4 protein-coding genes are annotated in these 3,673 nt (G+C 63.8%); 3 read left to right on the top strand and 1 reads right to left on the bottom strand.

The features are described 5' to 3' along the window. Nucleotides 1-188 (bottom strand): type II toxin-antitoxin system Phd/YefM family antitoxin (locus M3498_04510; GenBank protein ID MDQ3458559.1); only part of this gene is annotated, 188 nt, incomplete at its 3' end. A 203-nt stretch (nt 189-391) separates the two neighbouring features. On the opposite strand from M3498_04510, the gene M3498_04505 reads away from it, so the two are divergent. The 3 genes from M3498_04505 to M3498_04495 all read left to right on the top strand — a co-directional run bounded on the left by M3498_04505 (nt 392) and on the right by M3498_04495 (nt 3,184). After that, nucleotides 392-2,392 (top strand): protein kinase, encoded by a 2,001-nt coding sequence (locus M3498_04505; protein ID MDQ3458558.1) that lies wholly within the window; start codon nt 392-394, stop codon nt 2,390-2,392. Between the two features lie 191 nt (nt 2,393-2,583). Next, nucleotides 2,584-2,802, top strand: a complete 219-nt coding sequence (locus tag M3498_04500; GenBank protein ID MDQ3458557.1) for a type II toxin-antitoxin system VapB family antitoxin — start codon at nt 2,584-2,586, stop codon at nt 2,800-2,802. Further along, nucleotides 2,795-3,184, top strand: a complete 390-nt coding sequence (locus M3498_04495; GenBank protein MDQ3458556.1) for a PIN domain-containing protein — start codon at nt 2,795-2,797, stop codon at nt 3,182-3,184. The genes M3498_04500 and M3498_04495 overlap by 8 nt, the downstream gene beginning before the upstream one ends. Nucleotides 3,185-3,673 lie beyond the last annotated feature (489 nt).

Below are 3,673 nucleotides of genomic sequence, written 5' to 3'. Positions count from 1 at the left end.
TCCTCGAGCGTCTCGAGGGTAGCGATCAGCTCGCTGTAGCGCTCGGCGCTCAGGAGGACGGCCACCGGCCGGCCGTGGCGGGTGATCACCACCTCGGCGGCCTCAGGCGCGGCGAGGCCGCCCACGATCTCGGCAAAGTTCGCACGTGCTTCGGCCGCGCTGACCGTCTTGGGCAGAGCTTTGATCATGTGGGCATTGTACAGGAGTTTGTACATTTTGGGAAGGTTTGTGGTCCGTGAGGAAGCTCGAGACCTGCCAAGGCGGCAAGCTTTCACGGTAGACTGTCTGATGTGCGCTCAGGTCTTACCGGTCACCGCACCCTCCTGCGTCCGCTCGGGGGCGACGGGAACGTCACCCTCGAGCACGTCACCTCCAGTGCCGCGGAGTTCTTGTGATCCTCCTGCTCGTCCTGCTCACGCTCGTCCTGGCGGTGCTCCTCTTGCGGTTGCCCGTCTGGTTGAGCCGGCTGGGCCTGGGTCTGGGTCTGGTCCTGGCGCTTGCTGCGGCGGCTCTGGGCGGTGTGGAGCGCGCCGCGGGCGTGCTCATCAGCGCCGCCTTGATGGCTACTCTCCTCGCGCCTTGGAGCAGCCGCGCATGGCGGGATTCCCGGGATTCCAAAGTGGCGCCCCGGCGGGGAAGGACCCCCGGCGCGGGCGAAGCGCCCGGGGAAGACTACATCCCCGGCTACGAGCTGCTCGACAAGGTGGGCTCGGGCGGTATGGCCAGCGTCTACCGCGCACGGCGCAAGAAGGACGGCGAGGTCGTCGCGCTGAAGATCCCCATGGAGCAGTACCTGAGCGACAGCAAGTTCATCCGCCGCTTTCACCGTGAGGCCGAGGTCGCTCAGCGCTTGGACCACGACAACATCGTGCGCACCTTGGAGCACGGCAAGGCCGGCGACCGCCACTTCATGGTGATGGAGTTCGTCGACGGGCGCAGCCTGGAGGCCTCCATCGACGCCGACGAGCTGACGGTGGCGCTCAGCCTCGAGATCATGAAGCGGGTGGTGATCGCGCTGCAGCACATCCACGGCGCGGGCATCATCCACAGGGACATCAAGCCTGCCAACGTCATGATCCTAAAGGGCGCGATCGGGGAGAACGAGGGCGGCGAGCCGCGGCTCGATCCGAACGGCGTCAAGCTGATGGACTTCGGCATCGCCGGGGGCAAGGTGACCTCGCGCCTCACCATGAGCGGCGCGCGCGTGGGCACGCCCGTCTACATGTCGCCCGAGCAGGCGCGTGGGCTCAGGACCAACTTCGACAGCGACGTCTACAGCCTCGGCCTGGTCTTCTACGAGATGCTCACCGGCCAGACGGCCTTTAGGGGCTCCTACGAGGCCATCGTCCACCAGCAGATCTTCCAGACGCCGGCGCCGCCCCGGCAACTGAACCTCCAGGTGCCCAAGGCCGTGGACGCCCTGGTCATGCAGATGATCGCCAAGGAAGCCGAGAACCGGCCGGGCTTGGGGGAGGTGTTGGCGAGCCTGTGCCGGCCCGACCTGAAGGAGGAGCAAGGGGCCGACATGGCGAGCCGCCTGCTGGTCACCGTGAGCGCGCGCCAGGGCGTCCTGCGCGTCTTCGACACCAGCGGCAACCTGCACACCTCCGTGGCTGACATCGGCGTGGCCAAGGACAACTTTTCGGCCGCGCCCGTGGCCTTGGCCGCCGATGGGCGTGGCTCCCTCTACGCGGCCATCTTCGATTACCGGGTGGGCAGCGCTCAGCAGGAGATGATCCACAAGCTGGACGCCGCCGGCACCAAGGTCTCGAGCTTCGGTCCCTACGGCCCGGGCGAGGCCGAGCTGCTCCATCCCATCTCGCTCGCGGTCGGTTCCGGGGAGCGCATCTACGTCCTCGACCTTGGGAGGCACCGGGTGCAGGCTTACAGCGCCGGCGGCGGCTTCATCGGCGGCTTTGGCGGCAAGGGGTCGGGCCGCGGCCTCCTGAACGACCCCAAGGTGGTGGTCGCGGGCCCGGACGGCTCGCTTTACGTCCTCGACTACGGCAACAAGCAGGTGCAGCACTTCAGCGAGGGCGGCAGCTACCTGTCGCGCTGGGCCTTTAAGCTGGCTGGCGGCCAGGGCGGCATGCGCCTGCTCGACGGCCTCACCGTCGACGGCCGCGGCAACCTCTATATCAGCGACGCCAGCGCGCGTAAGATCCGCAGGATAGACCCCGACGGCAAGCTCGGCGTCAGCTATTCGGTCAACCTGCTGCGAGGCGAGGCGGCGGATTCGCTTCTCGACCTGGGTGTCGACGACGCTGGCTACCTCTACGCCGCACGCCGCGGTGGCCACCTGATTCGCAAGTACGATCCCGGCGGTCGCCTCCTCGCCACCTTTGAAACCTACGCGCCCACCTTGCAGATGCTGGTCGAGGTCAGGCATTGAGGCCAGGCACATTGAGGTCAGGCACATTGAGGGCAGGCGTTAGGTTCTGTTGACATTGCAGCTTCATTAGTTTCTTGACACTCCCACAGCTAAAGCGCGTAAAACGGAATACCGTGAAACGGTTTAGCTGGTGCATACATCGGTGCAAAAGAAACGTATCAAGCTTAGGGAAAATGGTGCTAGAATAGCGTATGAGAACAACCGTGACGCTTGGTGATGAGATGATGCGAGAACTACTCGACGCTACCGGGACTGACAACATGACGCAAGCAGTCTATACGGCAGTAGCTGAGTTTTTGAGAAGGCGTCGGCTCGAGCGTCTCAGAGCCCTCAGGGGCAAGGTAGATATTCTCTCCAACGACGAGATCGAGGCGGCCGAACTACGCGAGCTGGAAGCCGTGCTTGAGTAACCTCCGTCTGATCGACACCAGTGCCTGGATCGACTTCTTCCAGAATCGGCAGCCCGTGGCAAACGTGGTCGACGCGGCCCTAGCCGATGGGAGCGCCGCGATTTGCGGCATGGTTGAACTCGAGGTGCGGCAAGGGCTACGGCGTGGTGAAGAGGACGTGCTCTTGCTCCTGCAATCGACCGTGCGGTTAGAGACCGGTGAAGAAGACTTTGCGCGGACGGGTGACACCTTGGCGGACCTGAGACGTAAGGGAATCACTCTGCCCGCAACCGACGGCTTGATTGCACAGATAGCTCTCAAATACCAGGTTCCCCTGCTCGAAAACGACAAGCACTTTGGCAGTATCGAGGGATTAAACCAAGTACCCTGGCGCGCCTCATGAGTGACTGGCTCGAGCCCGGCGACTACCGGCTGCGGGCGGTGCCCTATAGTGGAAGGTGACGCAAGTCGTGACGGTTGCCAAGCAAATAGGTGGGGGTAGTGACGACTCCGGGAGCACCGGCTGAAGGTGGTAGCGGCGAGAAGGCGAAGACCCGTTGAACCTGGCGTGGGTGCTAGTAGTCAGTCAAGGCGAAAATGATGGGTTGTCCCTGCGGGGTGCTGCGCGAACATTGCGAGCGAAGCGAAGCAATCTCTGGTGAAGAGCGAGGCGTGAGATTGCCGCGTTGCTTCGCACGACTTCGCCCCTTCGGGAAGCTGCGCGAATCCTGCGGAGTGCTTCGCGAAACCCGCTTCGCTCCACCCTTCCTGCGGAGTGCTGCGCGAATCGGGATACTTCGTGAACGCAACGACCCATCAAAAGAAGGCTGACGGACCACTAGGTTGTGGTGACCTTTCACAGATGCCACGTCGAGATTCTACTTCTACGACG

The sequence above is a fragment of the Deinococcota bacterium genome, assembly GCA_030858465.1.
Classification (GTDB): Bacteria; Deinococcota; Deinococci; order Deinococcales; family Trueperaceae; genus JALZLY01.
Note: the sequence above shows the minus strand (reverse complement) of the source record. Positions and strands in the feature narration are given on the sequence as shown.